The sequence below is a fragment of the Thermoclostridium caenicola genome (genome assembly GCF_900142095.1).
GTDB lineage: Bacteria > Bacillota > Clostridia > DSM-8532 > DSM-8532 > Thermoclostridium_A > Thermoclostridium_A caenicola.
The window spans coordinates 63,299-81,743 of the sequence record NZ_FQZP01000005.1; the positions used below are offsets into that span (position 1 = coordinate 63,299).

General features: G+C 51.4%; 16 protein-coding genes and 1 pseudogene. 1 reads left to right on the forward strand and 16 read right to left on the reverse strand.

Annotated elements, in window-relative coordinates; translation table 11 throughout:
• Window positions 1-137: 137 nt before the first annotated feature.
• Together F3H12_RS02770 and F3H12_RS02775 are read right to left on the reverse strand one after the other, a co-directional pair.
• Window positions 138-344 (reverse strand): helix-turn-helix domain-containing protein, encoded by a 207-nt coding sequence (locus tag F3H12_RS02770; protein ID WP_149677825.1) that lies wholly within the window; start codon window positions 342-344, stop codon window positions 138-140.
• Window positions 345-356: 12 nt separating this feature from the next.
• Window positions 357-953, reverse strand: coding sequence for a DUF2975 domain-containing protein (locus F3H12_RS02775; protein ID WP_188118332.1), 597 nt, complete (start codon window positions 951-953; stop codon window positions 357-359).
• 303 nt (window positions 954-1,256) lie between these two features.
• Here F3H12_RS02775 and F3H12_RS02780 point away from each other — a divergent pair, with 303 nt between their 5' ends.
• On the forward strand, window positions 1,257-1,805 hold the full coding sequence (locus F3H12_RS02780; protein WP_149677876.1) for a cupin domain-containing protein: 549 nt from the start codon (window positions 1,257-1,259) through the stop codon (window positions 1,803-1,805).
• Between the two features lie 54 nt (window positions 1,806-1,859).
• Here F3H12_RS02780 and groL read toward each other — a convergent pair whose 3' ends face one another.
• From groL to F3H12_RS02850, 14 genes and pseudogenes are all read right to left on the reverse strand, one after another.
• Window positions 1,860-3,482 (reverse strand): chaperonin GroEL, encoded by a 1,623-nt coding sequence (groL, locus tag F3H12_RS02785; protein ID WP_149677827.1) that lies wholly within the window; start codon window positions 3,480-3,482, stop codon window positions 1,860-1,862.
• Window positions 3,483-3,496: 14 nt separating this feature from the next.
• Window positions 3,497-3,781, reverse strand: coding sequence for a co-chaperone GroES (locus tag F3H12_RS02790; RefSeq protein ID WP_149677828.1), 285 nt, complete (start codon window positions 3,779-3,781; stop codon window positions 3,497-3,499).
• Window positions 3,782-3,848: 67 nt separating this feature from the next.
• Entirely contained in the window at window positions 3,849-4,883 is a 1,035-nt protein-coding gene (locus tag F3H12_RS02795; RefSeq protein WP_149677829.1) for a glycosyltransferase, read from the reverse strand.
• 1 nt (window position 4,884) lies between these two features.
• Complete coding sequence (locus F3H12_RS02800) at window positions 4,885-6,060, reverse strand: glycosyltransferase family 4 protein (RefSeq protein WP_149677830.1); 1,176 nt, start codon at window positions 6,058-6,060, stop codon at window positions 4,885-4,887.
• Window positions 6,061-6,124: 64 nt separating this feature from the next.
• Window positions 6,125-7,168 (reverse strand): nucleotidyltransferase family protein, encoded by a 1,044-nt coding sequence (locus tag F3H12_RS02805; RefSeq protein WP_149677831.1) that lies wholly within the window; start codon window positions 7,166-7,168, stop codon window positions 6,125-6,127.
• A 57-nt stretch (window positions 7,169-7,225) separates the two neighbouring features.
• Window positions 7,226-8,227 (reverse strand): glycoside hydrolase family 130 protein, encoded by a 1,002-nt coding sequence (locus F3H12_RS02810; RefSeq protein ID WP_149677832.1) that lies wholly within the window; start codon window positions 8,225-8,227, stop codon window positions 7,226-7,228.
• 324 nt (window positions 8,228-8,551) lie between these two features.
• Complete coding sequence (locus F3H12_RS02815) at window positions 8,552-9,244, reverse strand: flavodoxin family protein (protein WP_243133173.1); 693 nt, start codon at window positions 9,242-9,244, stop codon at window positions 8,552-8,554.
• Window positions 9,245-9,573: 329 nt separating this feature from the next.
• Window positions 9,574-10,422, reverse strand: coding sequence for a nucleotidyltransferase domain-containing protein (locus F3H12_RS02820; RefSeq protein ID WP_149677834.1), 849 nt, complete (start codon window positions 10,420-10,422; stop codon window positions 9,574-9,576).
• Between the two features lie 97 nt (window positions 10,423-10,519).
• A pseudogene (locus F3H12_RS02825) lies at window positions 10,520-11,017 on the reverse strand (O-acetyl-ADP-ribose deacetylase); the annotation flags it as partial.
• Between the two features lie 97 nt (window positions 11,018-11,114).
• Complete coding sequence (locus F3H12_RS02830; RefSeq protein WP_188118333.1) at window positions 11,115-11,957, reverse strand: SDR family NAD(P)-dependent oxidoreductase; 843 nt, start codon at window positions 11,955-11,957, stop codon at window positions 11,115-11,117.
• A 628-nt stretch (window positions 11,958-12,585) separates the two neighbouring features.
• Window positions 12,586-14,427: an asparagine synthase (glutamine-hydrolyzing) gene (gene asnB / locus F3H12_RS02835; RefSeq protein ID WP_149677837.1), complete on the reverse strand. Its 1,842-nt coding sequence runs from the start codon at window positions 14,425-14,427 to the stop codon at window positions 12,586-12,588.
• Between the two features lie 386 nt (window positions 14,428-14,813).
• Window positions 14,814-16,409, reverse strand: coding sequence for a CTP synthase (locus tag F3H12_RS02840; RefSeq protein ID WP_149677838.1), 1,596 nt, complete (start codon window positions 16,407-16,409; stop codon window positions 14,814-14,816).
• Window positions 16,410-16,483: 74 nt separating this feature from the next.
• A complete protein-coding gene (locus tag F3H12_RS02845) occupies window positions 16,484-17,053 on the reverse strand; it encodes an ANTAR domain-containing response regulator (protein WP_149677839.1) in 570 nt (189 codons plus the stop codon).
• A gap of 34 nt (window positions 17,054-17,087) precedes the next feature.
• The gene (locus F3H12_RS02850) at window positions 17,088-18,407 is read right to left on the reverse strand and encodes a glutamine synthetase family protein (protein WP_149677840.1); all 1,320 of its coding nucleotides are present in this window, start codon (window positions 18,405-18,407) and stop codon (window positions 17,088-17,090) included.
• Window positions 18,408-18,445 lie beyond the last annotated feature (38 nt).

Genomic DNA, 18,445 nt, shown 5'->3' on the forward strand with positions numbered 1-18,445 from the left:
GGTTTTTACGGTAATAAATATATCATAACAGCTGGAACGAAAGCGGACAATTTGCAGGTTGTTCCAATACGGTATGATGCAAAAAGCCACTTTTATTTGGTATGTGGCTTTTCTGACCGACATTTGATTTTTACATCTTAATCATCTGCATATTCCAATATATCCCCAGGCTGGCATTTCAGTTCCCGGCATATGGCATTCAGCGTGGAAAACCTGATCGCCCTGACCTTGCCGGTTTTCAGATTTGACAGGTTAACAATGGATATGCCTACACGCTCCGATAATTCATTCAGCGATATCTTTCTGTCCGCCATCATCCGGTCCAGCCGCACAATGATAGCCATGCCATCATCCCCCTAAACGGTTTCATCGTATTCAGCCTGAAGATAACTGCCGTATCGGAAGATACCGCTTAGAACGAACAGCAGCAGACCTGCCATCAACAGATAGATATTCACTGAATAGCTCACAGGGATATCGTTTCCTTCCATCATGTTTATCATTACCCTTGCCGGTATGAATTCAAATGCTGGAACCAGCAGGGAACCCCACACCAATGCAGTCCCGATGGCATGAATCCTGTCCGCGTTTTCTTTTTCGAAAGGCATATCATTATCTACCGACTTCATAATATGAACCAGCTTTTTGGACGCAAAAGCAACCAGAAGCATCAGCGCTGCCGTCATCAGCAGTGCCATGATGCATGTACCCTTCTGACTTATTCTAAGCAGTTCTTCGTAGAGGGCAAATCTGATAATACCGAAGATTGATACCATTAACCGATCGTTTCCTTGATTGCCCAACATAAAATGGGAATCAGGCATAAAAACGACTACCGCGGCGGAAATCACAGCCAAACAGGCCATAATAACTGCACCCCAATATAACACATTCATGACAAATCTCAAAAGACGAGCGTATTTCTTGATTTTATGCATTTCAGCCGGTTTCATGATACACCTTCCTGAGTCAACATATTTTAGAATTATATCCATAATCATTTTACATTTCATTATATATATTTGTCAATAAATATTTAATGATAAACATTAATTGCTTAATGCTACTCATTATATCTGATATCAAATCCATACCATACCCTTATAAAGAGTTGTCGATATGCGCTATTCCGGTACCGGATGCCCTTAACGCCAGGGTATGTCATACCATAACCGACCGGTTTTCATGGGACACCCCTTGAAAAATCCACGCATATGATGAGTTGAAAACATGTGAAAATTGAGGAGCGTGTGGACATGTACAGCCCTTACGGACAATATCCCTGCAATAAAATGTACCTGTCTTCCGGTTATCCCGATTTCATGGGGAATGTGCCTGAGAATGCATATCCCAATGTTTACGGAAACAATTACCCCTATAGCCGGCATACAGGATGGCGTGACTATGGGCCGGAACCCTTTGTCGTCAATATTGAAGACGCAGCCAAAATGAATCAGAACTTCCGGACGGCTTTGTGGACGGGAAATCACTTGCAGCTCACATTGATGAGCCTCGATGTCGGGGAAGACATCGGCCTGGAGATGCATCCCGATGTAGATCAATTCATACGCATTGAGCAGGGCCAGGGGATCGTGGTTATGGGTGACAATCCAAATATCCTGAATTTTCAGCAGTGGGTTTACGCCGATTATGCCATCTTCATCCCCGCAGGGAAATGGCATAACCTGATAAATACCGGTCATGTCCCCCTTAAGCTGTACTCGATTTACGCGCCACCCCAGCATCCGCCGGGAACCATCCATCCAACCCGGGCCGATGCCATGGCGTCTGAAGAATACCATTAAAAAGAGGCTGCAGTCAGAAGCTGCAGCCCTTTTCTGTAACTTTTCACGGAAAGATTAATAATCCATATCATCGGCAGGCATGGGCGGTGTTTTCTTCTTCTCAGGTTTCTCAGCCACAGCGCTCTCCGTGGTGAGGATCATGGAAGCCACCGAAGCCGCGTTCTGCAATGCGGTCCTGGTAACCTTGACAGGATCCACGATACCGGCCTTGAACATATCCACGTACTCGTTCCTGGCAGCGTCAAAGCCAATACCGGGCTCGCTGTTCTTCACCTTTTCAACCACAACCGAACCATCCAGACCCGCATTGGTCGCAATCTTGCGGAGAGGTTCCTCCAGGGCACGGTAGATGATCTGAGCACCTGTCTTCTCGTCGCCCTCAAGGGTGTCTATCAGCCTGGCGATTTCAGGCAGGACGTTGATATACGCCGTTCCACCGCCCGGAACAATGCCCTCTTCCACAGCAGCCCGTGTGGCGTTCAGGGCATCCTCCACCCTGTACTTCTTCTCCTTCATTTCGGTTTCGGTTGCGGCACCCACCTTGATGACGCCTACGCCGCCCGCCAGCTTGGCCAGCCTCTCGTTGAGCTTTTCCTTATCGTAATCGGAAGTGGTGATCTCGATCTGCTTCTTGATGGATTCCACCCGGTCCCGGATGGCCTTGGGATCGCCGGCACCATTGATGATGGTGGTACTCTCCTTCTGCACCTTGACCGACTTGGCCCTTCCGAACCACTCCGGCTTGATGTCACGGATATTGAGACCCACCTCATCGGAGATAACTTGTCCACCGGTGAGGATGGCGATATCCCTGAGCATCTCTTTTCTCCTGTCGCCAAATGCCGGGGCCTTCACAGCCACGCTGATGAAGGTACCGCGTATCTTGTTGACCACAAGGGTGGCCAGGGCGTCGCCTTCCACATCCTCGGCAATCAGGAGCAGCTTGCCGCCGTTGGCTGCAACAATCTCAAGGGCGGGCAGGATATCCTGGACATTGCTGATCTTCTTGTCGGTTATGAGTATGTACGGATCTTCCAGGACCGCCTCCATTTTTTCGGTATCGGTCACCATGTAGGCGGAGATATAACCCTTGTCAAACTGCATGCCTTCTACAAGTTCAATGGTGGTATCGATGGTCTTGTTCTCCTCAATGGTGATGACCCCTTCGGAGCCCACCTTCTCCATGGCATCGGCAATGAGCTTGCCGATCTTTTCATCCCCTGAAGAAATGGTGGCAACAAACTCGATGTCGCTTCTGCCCTTGATCTTCTGGCTGTTCTTCTTCAGGGTTTCAACAGCCTTTTCAACCGCCTTGTCCATTCCCCGCTTCATCATGATGGGATTGGCACCTGATGCCACATTCTTGAGGCCTTCCCTCAAAATGACCTGGGAAAGCAGGGTAGCGGTTGTGGTACCATCGCCGGCTATGTCGTTGGTCTTGCTGGCGACTTCCTTGACCAGCTGTGCGCCCATGTTCTCATAGGGATCTTCCAGCTCAATTTCCTTTGCGATGGTCACACCGTCGTTGGTGATGATGGGAGAACCGTACTTTCTCTCCAGCACCACATTTCTTCCTTTAGGTCCCAGGGTCACGCTGACCGCATTGGCAAGTTTGTTGACGCCAGCTTCAATGGATTTTCTAGCCTTATCATCAAACAGAATATTTTTAGCTGCCATCTTGATTCTACCTCCTATTCAATGATTGCCAGAATATCGCTCTGTTTCACCAGAAGATACTTCTGATCCTCCAGTTTGACCTCTGTTCCGGCATATTTGCTGTAAAGCACCCGGTCACCCTTTTTGACAACCATCTTGATTTCCTTGCCTTCATTTACCTCTCCGGGCCCTACCTCCAGAACCTCTCCTATGTAGGGTTTTTCCTGGGCGCTGGACGGAAGCACGATTCCGCTCTTGGTGGTTTCTTCGCTCTCAATTTCCTTCAGGAGCACCCGGGCGCCCAAAGGTCTGATTTTCATGTCTCCGTCCTCCTTTCGTGCTGTATCTGTTTCTATAAAAAGTCATCCGCTTCCGGGAACAGGTCTTTCAGCCGGCTTCCGTCCCCGAAAGCTTCAAATAGGCCATCACATACGAAACGAGGCTTTCCGCCCCCAGATTCAGGTTTACACCGTGCGGTGTCAGGCCGTCAAAGCAGCCCCCGGTCTCGGCGTCTACCAGGCTGAGGCCCATGGAATTCTCGCCGGTATACCAGGCATAAGCTTTTTTGGCCTTTTCAAGATAATCCGTCCTGCCTGTCGCCTGATAGAGTTCGGAATAGGTAAAAACCGCTTCACAGGCTTCCACCGGCTGTTCATCGAATTCCGCAGGGGTTCCTCCCCTCCTGTACCATCCGTGACATCCCACGGGTTTGAAGCAACCACCCCGGAACACGATGGCATCAAGGAATGCCAAGCTTTCTTCGGCAACCCGAAGATACCGTTCTTCACCCGTAACCCGATATGCGGCGGCCAGGGACCAGGGCAACACACTGTTGCAATAGGTCACGGCATCCTCAAACCATTTCCAGTCTTCCTGACTGCAGGCTTCATACCGTCTGCACAGGGAATCGGCCATCTCCTTCACAAGGCGCCTGTTTTCTTCCCCTTCCAGGAGAACCAGGCCTAAAATGGCATAGGCTTTCGCCCGTGGCCAGCGGATATAGCCGATATGGGGCATTGCCCGGTTCAGCATGTACTTAAGACAATTTCTGACACCGTCGGGCGTATGCCTGTTTGCCAGAGCGAACGCAAGGGCCCACAGGCATCTGCCAAAGCAATCCTCCGAGCCCTCCTCCTCAAGCCATTTTCTGTCATATCTCATGAAATTCCTGAACCTGCCCGCATCATTCTGGGCATGAAGCAGAAAGGACGCGTAGCGGTATATCAGATCCAGGTATTTTTTCTCCCCATATCTTTCATATAGCATCAGCGCCATGATCAGCGCCCTGGCATTGTCGTCGGCCGTGTATCCAAATCGCGGATCCGGGATGGCATATTTGGCATGCTGGAGCATTCCCGTGTCGTCCGTGAGCCTGAAGATGTGGCCATCATTGAAATGCCGTTCACTGGAAAGCCCGTCCATCTCAAATCACCATACTGTTGGTCATCTTCTCCTTTTCAATCGTATCGATGATCAGGCTGGTATATTGGTTTGCCACATTCGGCCACATCATGGTCCTGCCGAGATTCAATGTTTTCTGTTCCATCTCCTTTTTCGCCTCGGGATGATCCAGCACGTACCGGATTTGCCTTGCCAGCGATTCCGCATCCCTGAACTCTGCCAGAAGCCCTCTGCCCTCGGCAAGCATTTCCTTGGCATAACTGTACGGCGTAGAAACGATTACCCGTCCATAACCCACCGCATAGGCCAGCGTTCCGCTGACAGCCTGATCCTTCCCAAGGTAAGGCGTCATATAGATGTCCGACATCTGGAGATACTGGATGATCTCATCCTTGGTCAGGTATTTATCCACGAACCGGACATGATCGTTAATACCATATTTATCAACAAGCTTTATCAGTTTCTTCCTGTATGTCTCTCCCGATTTCTTCCTGATGCAGGGATGGGTCTGTCCGAGGATCAGGTAGATGATGTCCTTATGCGTTTTTGCTACCTTGGCAATAGCCTCAATGCCATACTCAAGGCCTTTGCCCGGACTGATGAGTCCAAAGGTGCTGACAACATTCCGTCCTGAGAGCCCATGTTTTTCTTTCAGCTTCTCTCGCGTCGGCACAATCCTGTAGGGCACACCATGGTGGATGACCTCCACCTTGGAAGGGTCTATATGATAAACCTTTTCCAGGATGGGTACCGTGTTGCTGGCCATGGTGACAATCCTGGCGCTTTTCTCGCACAATTTTTTCAGGATTTCCTTCTGCTTCCTGGTTGGTTTTGGAAGCACAGTATGAAGCGTTGTGATAAAAGGAATCTGAAGCCTGTCGACGAGATCGAGGATATATTCGCCGGATTTGCCGCCAAATATGCCATATTCATGTTCTATCACAAGCAGCTCGATATCGGAATGATTGATGGCATCCGCTGTACTCACGTAGCTGTCCCTGTCATGCTGCAGAAGTTCCATCATAACCCTGTCGCTGTAACTATACTTGTCATCACTTACAGCAATCACCCTGGGTTTTCTCAGGAGACCAACCTTGTCCAGCTCGCGCACCAAGTCCTGTGTGAACGTCGCAAGTCCACACGCTCTTGGCGGATAAGTGCTTAAAAACGCCACGTTGCGAATTCTATTGGTAACCATATCACACCTCCATTCTTTTGTTATTAAGGCTCAATACAATTCGCTCAACCAGTTCGCATGCAGGTTATACGGTAATGGGACGACTGGTTTGTTCCGTGAGCACCGTGTTATATTTGTCGCTATAACTGTCAACCCTGCAATTGGACATCACCATGGAGTCCACAACCGATGCGCCGAATCCCACCTGGGCATCGTTCCACACCACACTGCCGATAACCTTTGCCCACATCCCGACAACGGATCCGTCTCCCAAAACGGTATCCGGACCGATAAAGGCAAACGGGCCGACAATCACATTGTCCCCAATATACACCGGGCCGATCACTTTAGCCGTACGGCTGATTCTGGCTGTCGGACTGATATATTGCCGCTTTTCGTTGAAATTCACCCCATAAAGATGATGATAACCGCGCAAAATATCCTTGTGGGCTTTCAGGTATTTCCCCGGTGTTCCCAGGTCAAGCCAATAGGAACACCGATCATAAATGGCAATTCGGTACCCCTTCTGAAGGAGCAGGGGATAGGTCTCCCGCTCGACCGATACAGCCCGACCTGCTGGAATCTCATCCAGGATCTCCGGTTCAAAGATATAGGTCCCCGCATTGATCAGGTTAGACCTGGTCTCGTGGGGCTTGGGTTTCTCCTTGAATGCTGTCACAAAACCGTTTTCATCGTGTTCAATAACACCGTAGGCCGATGGGTTGGCAACCCTGGTCACGGCTATGGTGGCCCGGGCACCCCTTTCCATGTGTAGGCGCAACATTTCCGAAATATCAATATCGCTCAGGATATCGGCGTTGAACACCAGGAAAGTGTCGTCGATATATTTTGCGGCATTTCTTATGGCCCCGGCCGTACCTAAAGGTTCATCCTCAGTAATATAACTGATTTTGACTCCCAGTTTGCTCCCATCTCCAAAATAGTTCTTAATGATTTCAGGTTTATAACATGTGCTCAGCAGAATCTCGTCCACGCCATGCCTTTTGAGTTTTTCAATGTTCCGCTCAAGTAGGGGTTTGCCCATAATCGGAACCATCGGCTTTGGCAAATTGTCCGTAATCGGCTTGAGCCGTGTTCCCAATCCGCCTGCCAAAAACAATGCCTTCATACGTGCATCCCTCCTGACTTGATGGTTCTCAGCTTTCCTCCGCTTTTGCGTGGCGTCTTATTCATTGTGCTTCGGTTCCGGACACCTTTTGATGTAATCCAGCAAGTCATTCAGATTTGCAGTCGCCATGGCGATGCAGGTATCTGCCGCTCCATAATACAAATTGATTCTCCCTGTCTCCTTGTTCAGAACCCAGCCGCAGGGGAATACCACATCGGCCACGTCGCCTTCCCTCTCGTAGCATTCCTGCGGTCCAAATACCCATTCATCACTTCTGCGCAGCACCCTGCATGGATTCTCAAGGTCCAGAAGCGCCAGTCCCAGCCTGTAAATGGCTCCCGCCGCAGTCAGCCTTACCCCGTGATACAGGATAAGCCAACCCTCCGGCGTTTCCAGGGGCGGGGTGCTGAGCCCGACCTTGTTTGAATCCCACCATGCACCCTTTCTCGCATGGATCAGAATCTGGTGCTCACCCCAATATTTCAGGTCATCGGATTTGGAGATCCAGATATGGGCTTCCGGCCCGTAGTTGGCATTGATGGGCCGGTGTATCAACAGCCATTTTCCGTTAATCCTTCTGGGGAACAGGGCCGCATCCTTGTCCTCCGGCGGCATGATTGGGCCGAGCCTCTCGTATGTCTCAAAATCCTCGGTCAGGGCCATGGAAACCAGCGGACCGCCGCGGGAGAAGGACGTATAGACCACCGCATACTTGCCTATCTCTTCCACCCAGGTGATGCGCGGGTCTTCAATGCCCCATTCCTCTTCGGGATAATTCTCCGGGTCAGGTTCAAGGGTAGGTTTCTCATCTATGATCCAATTGCTGATACCGTCATCGCTGACAGCTTTGACAAGATGCGAGAATCCCCTTCTGTCCTCAACTCTTGCGAGCAGCAAGACTTTATTGTTATACAGGGTTGCGGCGGGATTGAAGATGGTGTTGGCCGCGTAGGGCAAATCATTGGATGTCAGGATCGGGTTTCCCTGAAGTCTCTTGAACAATTCTTTATACGTCTGGCTTTTAGAATCCGCGAGCTTTGTCTCAAACCTCTTTACCATTAAGCTATCCACTCCTTTGATTCACCAATCCAGGGAAGATATCCAATGGTCAGAGACCGATTTAAGCAAAAAAACGCTTAAAACTTCCCCAAGTAAAGCTTAAGCATCTGCATGAAACTCTATGCGCCGAAACTGTGAGAACCAATAAACCCCAGTCGTTTTATTAGCACTCAATTCGTTTGAGTGCTAATATTATTGTATATTTGTGGTTCAGGGTTGTCAATACATTTTCAGGAAAGCAGTCCGAATCCGGCTTGTCTTCACAGGTATGGGGCCGGTATGTCAAACCCCGGCCCCATCTCCGCCACAAGTTCATATATCCCTTTATTTCCACGGTCTGGCTTCGCCAAGCCAGCCGTTCCTTTCCCAGTATTCCTTGTCGGCAGGATTCCAGTGATTCGGCTGCTGATTGATTTTGCGGAACATATGAAAGATAAATTTTTGGGAAATCCTGGGCCTGTATTTTCCAGCCTTCATTTTCCGGGAAATACTTTCTATCTTTCGGGCAATTTTTTCCCTGACAGGATCTTTCACACCGTTCCAACCCATGGCCTGGACGCTGAAAGCGAGCCGGTGAACCTTCGGTATACCCCACCAGAACATTTGCCTGGCTATGGATTTGGTCACTTTTCCGGCACCCGCTCCGGCGGTGGTGGAAACCGCTATGCCTGTTTTGGCAAACATCTCTTTTCTGGGTCTGTGTGTCATCCACATATATCCCAAATGATCGAACAGGACCTTAAGTTGCCCCGTCATCTCCATGCAATAGGTGGGGGAATCAATGATGATGATATCGGATCCCATCATGGATTCAACTATCCTCCGGGTCTTGTCCGCATGGGGGCACAGGTTCTCATCTTTTGTGATGCAGGTGAAGCATCCTGCGCAAAAATCGGGACCGTCCTTTGGCAGAAAAAATTCGTGGACGGTTGCGTCCCTTCCAGCCAATTGTTCCCTCAGCATGTCCGTCACATGATATGTACTGCCAAGATGCCCCTGTCCATGAATAATTGTCATCTCCACTTTGACATTCACCTCTTGTCAAACCCAGGGCTAAAATCCATAATTCATAACAGCCAAGCTACTGCAGGAAATCGACAGAAACACGTTGATGCCGTCACTTAAGCAAGCTTTTTCATTATATCACAATTCAATCCTTCGGCAGCAAGTACCCGGGTCACAGCCTGGTTCCCCCTGCCCCCGGCATCCGCCGACCACATAAGGAGAGTCGCCACAGCAAAAAAAGCTGCAGGCAACCAAATCATAGGCTTAATGCCGCAGCCGTTAAGCAAATCCATCCTCCCGTTTGGCTATCCTGTTCAAACCGGGAGTCAATGAAAAAAGCCTTATCGGATCCTGTCCGTCACGGTCTCGCCGGACAAACCGGCAATCTCACTGTGCAGTTCATCCAACAGCCGGTAGGCCTCGTCCGCTTTTCCTGCGGCCATCAGTGTATAAACCGAGCAAACCCTTGACGCCATCTCCCGTGGTTTGATGGTCAGGTCATCCACCCATTTCAGGGCGCCTTTCTCATTCATCAGATATCGGTTATTTACGGCATTCAGTACCTGCAGCCACGAACAGACAGCCCGGAAAACCGATCCCATGGCATAATGCGTATCCCCCTTGAATGCCGCCTTTCGGCCGCAGGCCAGCGAAAACCATGCTTCCCATAAAAACCTGCCTATGGTGGCTGTCCGCATAAGGGGCGGGTACTCGCCCTCCGCATGGAGCAGAGCCTTCAGTCTGTCCAGTTCCCGTGCTTCGTCCTGCCATAAGGGCTTGCAATAATGCGTCTCCGCTGCGTAGATGGTGTTGACAAAGCCAAAAGGATGGCCGGACTGGTAATCGATGGTGAGTCGACCTTTGGTGCAATCCCGCAAAACCTCTTCCACTCTTTTAATATCCCGCAGCAGGATATCCACGGGGGTATTATCCACGGTAAGCCAGGCGCCCCCGTTAATCCACGGCCCCCATTGGCCCGGCGGATGCAGCAGATCGTCCTTATGCCCATCATCAAGCTCTTTCAGGCACTGGCCAAGGGCGGCTGTATCCAGCACATCCCCGTCATAGTAAACGCCAATATCGTAATCCGATTCCTGGTCTGCTTCTCCCCTGCTTTGCGATCCACCCAGGACGATCGCTTTGACGCCCCGGACCCTGGACAGGGATGAAACGATTCTATCAAGTTGCATCCTTTCCTCCTAAAAACATGCCATGCCGGCAGGGAAACCCGAACTGTGCGGCTTTGCCGGATCAGCCATCCGTGCGCTCTGCATTGCTTTCCTGCATAAGCTGGGCAAACAGTTTTTGTGCCAGCTCATAGGTTGCCTGGTCGTATAAAACCAGGTAAACCGCCATGTCATGGCTATTTAAGAAGTTGCTGATCTCCGACAGGGCTATCCTGACGGCTTCTTCCTTCGGATACCCGTATGCCCCGGCAGAAATCAGCGGGAACGCGACGCTCTCCAGTTTATGGGCCACAGCCAGGGCAAGGGAATTCCTGTAGCAATCGGCAAGCAGCTTCGCTTCATTATGGTTGCCGCCCCGCCAGACAGGGCCAACGGTATGGATGACATGTTTCGCGGGCAGCCTGTATCCACCGGTTATTTTGGCCTGTCCTGTTTCGCATCCCCCAAGAGTACGGCATTCTTCAAGAAGCTGAGGGCCTGCGGCACGGTGAATGGCCCCGTCCACTCCGCCACCTCCCAGGAGCGTCCGATTGGCTGCATTCACAATGGCATCGACGCGAACCTTGGTAATATCACCGCATAGGATTTCCAGAGGCATTTTATCATCTCCTTATTATTAAAGGTATCATTCTTCCGGGACAATTCGTCTACAGATCATTCCAGGCAAAAGCTGGCCTGCATCCCTCTTCATTCGGTCACTCATCCAGGCCGCAAAGGCGCCTGCTGATCTCAAAAAGCCTGTTCGCATTCTCGCTTGTCACCTGCCTGCTGTAAGCCTTTTCCTTGCATAAATAATAGTATAGTCCCTCCGGTGCGGGTTCCTGCCGACACAGGTACAGGTAGGTTTCAGCCGGTACAGCGGGCGGTACGCCATGCCTCTTGCGCAGGCTCCATACCAGGTTGACCAGAAAGCCGGTTTCCTTGTTGCCGATGTCGGTTTTGACCAGGCCGGGATCCACCACATAAGCCCGGATGCCGGTGTTTCCATAACGGTCATTGAGGCCTTTGGCAAACAGGATATTGCACAGTTTGGACTGTTTATAGGCTATAAGTGGGTTGTACCACCTGCGAAACATCGGATCTTTCCAATGCACCCGGATGCCCTTATGGGAATTGCTTCCTGTCAGAATCACACGCCCGCGCGCTTTTAAGAGTACCGGCAGCAGCATATGGGTCAGCATGAAACCGGCCAGATGATTGAGGGCAAACTGCTGCTCATAACCATCTTCGGTTGTCATATACCGGCTCCGAACACAACCGGCATTATTGATCAGGGCATGCAGTTCACCGTTCCATTGCGCATCAAGCAGGTTCCTGATGACCGAAGCGATCCGGACCACTTCACGTTGCTGCATCAGATCGGCTGCAAAACAGGCAACCCTTGCGCCCGGGTTTTCAGACAGGATACTAGCTTCCGCCTGTCGGCAGCGGGCTTCATCGCGCCCAATCCCCAGCACATTGAACCCTTGCCCGGCCAAAAGCCTGGCCACCTCCAGCCCGATGCCTGAGGTGGCCCCAGTGATCACGACGGTTTTCATCATTATACCTCCTGTTGGTTCATCCAATCGGCCACTGCACACCTGTTCCCCAAGTATCGGGGATCATTCAAGGTCTCCAAACTGAAATGTCGCACTGTCATGCTCTTGGATGTCAATCCCCTCAATCATAAAGCGTGCGGGTTCATTCTCACTGAAAGCAGGAATTGAAACACAGCTGTGCAAGGGCAACCCACGCATGCCGGTAGGTTTTCCTCTGCCCACGTCCCCTCCTGTAAAGAAAATGGCGGTGGGCCCGTGCGCGCCACCGATGATCCCGATGGACGAGGCTACTGAAGGCATCCTCTGCCCCACAAGCTTGAGTGATAACGTACCTTCATCTCCTGCTTTCCTTGCTTTCTGTTATGCTTTGTTTTCCCATTCCTGTCTCGGGTTGGTGAGGGGTCGGCTTTTGGTTACTACTACCCCAGTATTCGATTATACCATATCAATAAAACGGATAGCATGAACTCAAGGAAAAGCATCTATCAGACCGGCCGGCCGCATCAGCTATCAGTAATGAGCTGTCCCCGCATAAATAAAAAGGGCAGAAGCAAATGTCTTCCCAACAGACAGGCTTCTGTCCCCCATCCAGCGCCCTTGCGCCATTAATTGCTGCAAGAAAGTTTGCTCATGCTCGATACTTCTCCAGCCAATAATTGATCTGAATCATATAGGCCATCATCTGCGGGCCGGCCATGAGCTGGCCGAACCATGGTTTGCCGTATTCGGCCGGAGCCTGTATAAAGGCAACGGCTTTTTTCTTGTCAATGAAAGCCATAACAGGCGAGTTGGGATTTCGGATGATCTCCGTAAACTTCCGGGCCAGCAGCCGTTCATAGTTGGGATGGTAGGTTTTCGGGTACGGGCTTTTCCTGCGGAGCAGAAGCTGTTCCGGAAGCAAATCCCTGCACGCCTCCCTCAAAAGGGATTTTGACACGCCTTCCCGAGACTTCATTTCCCAGGGCACGTTGAAGACATACTCGATGATCCGGTGATCGGCATAGGGCACACGCGCCTCAAGCGCGGCATACATACTGGCCCGGTCCATCCTGTCAAGAAGGGTTTGCATGAACCACTTGATGTTGAGATAGGTAATCTCCCGGCGCCTTCTTTCAACCGGGCCTTCCCCTTCCAGGGCAGGAACATCCCGCAGAGAGCAGGCATATCTTTCGGCAACGTAATCCCCCAGCTGAAGTTCCTTCACAAAATCGTCGGCCAAAAGCTGCGTCCGTGTTTTCAAATCCCTTGACCAGGGGAACGTATCCACCCACATGAGCTCATCCCTGTGAAACCATGGATAGCCGCCGAAGATTTCATCGGCGCATTCGCCGGTCAGGGCAACCTTGTTGCTCTTCTTCACCAGCGCGCAGAAATACATGAGGGACGCGTCAATATCGGCCATGCCCGGCAGATCCTTGGCATCGACAGCGGTATACAGCCAGTCGACCAGCTGGCTTTCATCACATTCGAGATAGGTATGGTTCAAATCATACCTGCCCAGCATAATGTCCACATAAGGCCGATCCCGCTCAGGCTGGAAGGCGTTGGCCTGGAAGTAGAGGTTATTGTCCTTGAAATCGAACGAAAAGGTGTTGAGCCGCACGCCGTTCTCGGCGCATACCTCCGAGGCTACGGCCGTGACGATGCTGGAGTCAACACCGCCGGACAGGAAACTGCAGACCGGAACATCGGAAACCATCTGCCTTCTGATGGCATCCCGCACAAGGAACCTGACATGTTCCACGGTTTCAGGGTAGCTTTCGGTATGGCGGCGACTTGCCATATCCCAATACCGTACGGTGTGGAAGCCCTTCCTGGTATAAAGCGCGTAATGGCCGGGTTTGATCTCGCAAACACCCTTGAAAACGCCATGACCGGGAGTCCTGGCAGGACCGATCCCGAAGATCTCCCGGAAACTCTCCATGTCCAGTTCGGGTTTAATTCCAGGAAAGCGGAACAGGGCTTTTATCTCAGAGCCGAAAACAAGGGTTTGAGCCTTTATCGTGTAGAAAAGCGGCTTTACGCCCAGGCGATCACGAACCAGTAAAAGCCGTTCCTCCCCTCCATCCCATATGGCAAACGCATAGATGCCATTCAGTTTATGAACGAAATCCAGACCGTAGTGCATGTAGGCATACAGGATCACTTCCGTGTCGGTGGTGGTTTCAAAAACATATCCTGCCCGCGCCAGTTCCGGGGTCAACTCATCGGTATTGTAAATCTCCCCGTTATAGATGATGGCATATTCAACGCCATCCCGTTTCCGGACGATGGGTTGCTGTCCGTGACAGAGATCCCTGATAGAAAGGCGCGTATGGCTGAAGCCCACATTTTCCCTCAAATACTCTCCCGTGTTGTCACGTCCGCGATGGGCGATGGCTTCCCTCATGTCAACCAGGGTATTTCCCCAGAAACCGGGATCATGGGTGTAGTTCATGGTGTAATCACAGAATCCTGCTATTCCGCACATACAGTTACCTCGCTTGCTGACCGGATAGTGCCGCCGTTTCAACCATACGCCCGCCGGACCTGCAGGCAGCCGGGCATTGCGGCACACACAAAAAAGCGTTCGCCGGAGGATGCACCGTACATCATCCGGTGAACGCCTTTGTTCACATTACTGTATATGCAGAACGGCGAAAAATGTGAACACTTAATTGACGATCCAGGGGGATGGTTCTTCAGGTCAATGTGCAGTACAGAGACCAGTTTTTCGGCTCCCTTAATGATAACCTGCATTGTACCCACTATAGCTCCCGTGCTTCGCATCAAAAAGGAAACCCGTAAGCCCGGTCAATTGCTCCGCAAGAACCGTCCCTATGGAGCCTTTTGAACCACAGGGATCGTCCCCCTGGATCACATATTCAAAGCCGCTTTCAGCAGCCCGAGGAACAACGGATGGGGCTTAGTGGGGCGGCTTTTGAATTCAGGATGGTACTGTACACCTATAAAAAACCGGTGAGTCGGCAGTTCCACAGCCTCCACCAGTTTATTGTCGGGGGATGTGCCGCAAATCACCAAGCCCTTACTTGTCAAAATGTCCCGATAAGCATTATTGAATTCATACCTGTGACGATGTCGTTCGCTGATCCGTTCCTGACCGTACAGGCGCCTAAGCAGGGTCCCTTCCCTGGTGATGCATGGGTAAGCTCCAAGCCGCATGGTGCCACCTTTCTGGGTAATGCTTTTCTGCTCTTCCATCAGATCGATGACCGGATGCGGGCTGTTTGCATCAAATTCGGAAGAATGGGCGCCGGCAAGTCCGCAAACATGGCGTGCATATTCGATGACAGCAATCTGCATGCCAAGGCATATGCCCAAAAGCGGGATGTTGTTCTCCCTGGCGTAGCGACAGGCAATGATTTTTCCATCAATGCCCCGATCCCCGAAGCCTCCGGGTATGATCATGCCGTCGATGCCATCCAGGAGCACATGCACGTTCTCATCCTTTACATCCTCGCTTTCCACCCACCTGATTTCAACCTTCGCCCCTGTATCATAGCCGGCATGGTTCAGGCTTTCAATGATGGACAAATAGGCGTCGTGGAGCTTTACATATTTGCCCACAATGGCGATGACCACCTTCTTCTGCCGGCTTTTGATCTTCTCCACCATGTTTTCCCATTCGCGCAAATCCGGTTCCGGGGTCTCAAGCCCAAGTTCCCGGCATACCACCCGGTCAAGGCCGCTTTTGTGCAACATGAGGGGCGCTTCATAGAGGCAGGGTAGTGTCAGGTTTTCAATAACACAGTCCCGCTTCACATTGCAAAACAGGGAAATCTTATCCTTGATGCTTTCATCAAAGGGTTCGTCGGCCCGCGCGATAATGATGTCGGGCGAAATACCCATGGACTGGAGTTCCTTGACCGAATGCTGGGTCGGTTTGGATTTATGCTCGTTGGAACCCTTCAGGTAAGGAACCAGCGTCACATGGATGAACAGACAGTTCCCGCGGCCCTTTTCCAGGGAGATTTGGCGGATGGCTTCCAGAAAAGGCTGGCTTTCTATATCGCCGGTGGTACCGCCGATTTCGGTGATCAGGACGTCGGCGCCGCTCGTTTCGGCCCCCCTGTATATGAAGTCCTTAATCTCCCCGGTTATGTGGGGAATAACCTGGACCGTTTTGCCCAGATAGCCGCCTGAACGTTCACGGTTCAGAACATTCCAGTAAACCTTTCCCGATGTCAGGTTTGAAAACCTGGTCAAATCCTCGTCGATAAAGCGTTCATAATGGCCCAAATCCAGATCGGTCTCTGCTCCGTCGTCGGTAACAAAGACCTCGCCGTGCTGGAATGGGCTCATCGTCCCCGGATCCACATTCATATAAGGATCCAGCTTCTGCGCGGCAACTTTCAGGCCTCTTTGCTTCAGAAGCCTGCCCAGGCTGGCGGCTGTAATGCCTTTTCCAAGCCCGGATACAACACCGCCCGTGATAAAGATAAACTTCGTCATATTCTTTCGCTCCTTAACTCCTTGCAGCATAAGACAACCCTTGCCGTCTCCAAAACCGGTCCGGCAAGGATCGTTCAGTTTTCATAGATCTTCAGGATGCCCTCGGCTACCTGCCTCCGTGTCATCCGCATATCCATGGCCTGCTTCTCAATGTACCGATGCGCTTCAGGCTCGGACATGGAAAGATGCGATATCAGAAGGCATTTCGCCCTGTCTATGATCCGTATATCCTCAATCTTCTGGATGAGCTTTTTATTTTCATTGTGTATGGCTTTAACCTTATTATGGATGGCAGCGGTCAGTTTTATGGCGTTCCACAGCAGGATTTTGTTCACGGGCTTTGATATGGTTATGATACCGTGATCTTCAACCCTGCTGGCAATGTCATCATAATGCTCGGCCTTAACCAACAGGATAACTTCGCAAACCCCTGTCTCGGCAATATAGCGGGCAAAGCTCTCCCCCGGTTCGTCAGGCAGGGGAGCATTGACGATGCATAAATCAAAATCATTGTCGATCAGCACCCGCCTGGCCTGTGCGGCGTTTGAAAGGGTGGTAATACGGTTCACAGAGGCCTCTGCCAGAATTTGAGCCAGAGAATTTGCTGTTTTTTCAGAATAGCTTACAATAAGAGCACTGTCCATGGCATCCCACCCATCCGGCAATTTTGAAAAAGCCTCAAATCACCTTGAAATAATGTTCCAGAAAGTGTTCTCGCTTGTTGACCGCTCGGTTTAGTTCCTGCAGTTCCTGTTGCTTCAGCTGGATGTACCGCTCAACTACCTTCTCGCCCAGCGTGTCCCTTACAAACTCGGATTCCGCGGCAAGCTTAAGGGCTTCTTCCAGGCTGTCGGGCAACCGCTCGAGGGAATCGGTGACCGATTCGTCAGCGCGGTATAGATCCACATTGAGGCTGTCCGGCAGCGGCAAGCCATATTCAATACCATAAAGTCCCGCGCTGATCACGAGCGCGAAGGCCAGGTAAGGATTGGTCGCCGGATCAGGGGATCTCAGTTCCATGCGCATTTTGTCCCCGGTGGCAACGGGAATGCGCACCAGCTGGGAACGGTTTCCCGGTGACCATGAAACATACTTGGGCGCTTCAAAGGCACCCAACCGCTCATAGGAACTTGGCAGGGGATTCAGGAAAGCCGTCATTTCAGGTGTTTTTAGCAGGATGCCGGCTATGAAGCTTTCCGCCTCCTTCAAGTCCTTTTTCTCGCTGCTTCTGAACACGTTGAACCCGTTCCGTGCAAGGGAGAGATTGATATGCAGTCCGCTCCCGCTCCGGTCAGGCAGCGGCTTGGGCGAAAAGGAAGCGAACAGGCCGTTTCGGGCAGCAATGCTCTTGACCACCTGTTTGAAGGTCACCAGATTATCCGCACAGCTCAGGCCATCCGAAAACTTGAAATCGATCTCATTCTGTCCGGGCCCTTGCTCATGGTGGGAGGATTCGGGCTTGATCCCCATCTCTTCAAGGCAAAGGCAAATCTCCCGGCGCACATTCTCGCCCTTGTCCAGGGGCGCCACATCCAGGTAACCGCCCTGATCAAAGGGAATCGTGGTGGGCTCGCCGGTGTCGTCGGTTTTGAAAAGATAGAACTCACATTCGGCACCGACCATGCAGGAAAAACCCATCTGCTCCCCGCGCCGGAGGACCGACCTGAGAATTGAGCGGGTATCGCCCCAGAAGACGCTGCCGTCAGGGTTTTTGATATTGCAGTAGAACCTGACCACCCGCCCTTGCTGGGGACGCCACGGCAGAACAGACAATGTGGTCGGGTCGGGCACCAGGAACAAATCCGAGTTGGTGATATCGGTGAACCCGTTTATGGCATGGGCATCGAAGGAGATGCCGTTCTCGAACGCTTCCGGCAGTTCATCGGGCATGATGGAGATGTTCTTTGCCCTGCCCAACAGATCGCAGAAGGCCAGGCGGATAAATTTCACATCATTCTCCTTTACAAATTGCAGAACCTCTTGAACGGTTGCGGTCATTGGCCACCCTCCTTTTAGAATTAAAGCTCCCGGTACCT

What these genes read in the sequence shown, in the direction of transcription:
- F3H12_RS02770 (WP_149677825.1), bottom strand. Translation starts at nt 344, where the DNA reads ATGGCTATCATTGTGCGGCTGGACCGGATGATGGCGGACAGAAAGATA.
- F3H12_RS02780 (WP_149677876.1), top strand. Translation starts at nt 1,257, where the DNA reads ATGTACAGCCCTTACGGACAATATCCCTGCAATAAAATGTACCTGTCT.
- asnB (WP_149677837.1), bottom strand. Translation starts at nt 14,427, where the DNA reads ATGTGCGGAATAGCAGGATTCTGTGATTACACCATGAACTACACCCAT.
- groL (WP_149677827.1), bottom strand. Translation starts at nt 3,482, where the DNA reads ATGGCAGCTAAAAATATTCTGTTTGATGATAAGGCTAGAAAATCCATT.
- F3H12_RS02775 (WP_188118332.1), bottom strand. Translation starts at nt 953, where the DNA reads ATGAAACCGGCTGAAATGCATAAAATCAAGAAATACGCTCGTCTTTTG.
- F3H12_RS02820 (WP_149677834.1), bottom strand. Translation starts at nt 10,422, where the DNA reads ATGCAACTTGATAGAATCGTTTCATCCCTGTCCAGGGTCCGGGGCGTC.
- F3H12_RS02830 (WP_188118333.1), bottom strand. Translation starts at nt 11,957, where the DNA reads ATGAAAACCGTCGTGATCACTGGGGCCACCTCAGGCATCGGGCTGGAG.
- F3H12_RS02795 (WP_149677829.1), bottom strand. Translation starts at nt 4,883, where the DNA reads ATGGACGGGCTTTCCAGTGAACGGCATTTCAATGATGGCCACATCTTC.
- F3H12_RS02790 (WP_149677828.1), bottom strand. Translation starts at nt 3,781, where the DNA reads ATGAAAATCAGACCTTTGGGCGCCCGGGTGCTCCTGAAGGAAATTGAG.
- F3H12_RS02805 (WP_149677831.1), bottom strand. Translation starts at nt 7,168, where the DNA reads ATGAAGGCATTGTTTTTGGCAGGCGGATTGGGAACACGGCTCAAGCCG.
- F3H12_RS02815 (WP_243133173.1), bottom strand. Translation starts at nt 9,244, where the DNA reads ATGACAATTATTCATGGACAGGGGCATCTTGGCAGTACATATCATGTG.
- F3H12_RS02845 (WP_149677839.1), bottom strand. Translation starts at nt 17,053, where the DNA reads ATGGACAGTGCTCTTATTGTAAGCTATTCTGAAAAAACAGCAAATTCT.
- F3H12_RS02810 (WP_149677832.1), bottom strand. Translation starts at nt 8,227, where the DNA reads ATGGTAAAGAGGTTTGAGACAAAGCTCGCGGATTCTAAAAGCCAGACG.
- F3H12_RS02850 (WP_149677840.1), bottom strand. Translation starts at nt 18,407, where the DNA reads ATGACCGCAACCGTTCAAGAGGTTCTGCAATTTGTAAAGGAGAATGAT.
- F3H12_RS02800 (WP_149677830.1), bottom strand. Translation starts at nt 6,060, where the DNA reads ATGGTTACCAATAGAATTCGCAACGTGGCGTTTTTAAGCACTTATCCG.
- F3H12_RS02840 (WP_149677838.1), bottom strand. Translation starts at nt 16,409, where the DNA reads ATGACGAAGTTTATCTTTATCACGGGCGGTGTTGTATCCGGGCTTGGA.